Raw genomic sequence first — 301 nt, 5'->3', positions numbered from 1 at the left:
AGCCTTCCTTCAGGAAGCGGCTCCCTACGGGATCGTCGTGGAGCCCGGCGGGGCCATGGACGTCTCGGGCACCCAGTTCACCCGGACCCCGGGCAACGCGTCCCGGACCCAGATCCTCGTCCAATCGAACGGGCAGATCTCGACGAGCGACAACACGACTTTCGGCCTCCATGGGCTGGTCTTGAACGAGGGCTCGACGAGCTCGATCCGGAGGAGCATCTTCAATACGAGCACCACAATTCACAGTGGCGCAAATATAGATATTTCAGGAAATCACTTCAACCAATCTCAGGTGTTCGCC

Annotated in this window: 1 protein-coding gene; it reads left to right on the top strand. The window is 59.5% G+C overall.

The genetic code is table 11. From position 1 onward, the window contains the following. A partial coding sequence (locus AB1L30_RS00460) for a hypothetical protein (protein WP_367011389.1) occupies window positions 1–301 on the top strand: 301 nt, incomplete at both ends.

This window comes from Bremerella sp. JC817, assembly GCF_040718835.1.
Lineage (GTDB): Bacteria > Planctomycetota > Planctomycetia > Pirellulales > Pirellulaceae > Bremerella.
Note: the sequence above shows the minus strand (reverse complement) of the source record. Positions and strands in the feature narration are given on the sequence as shown.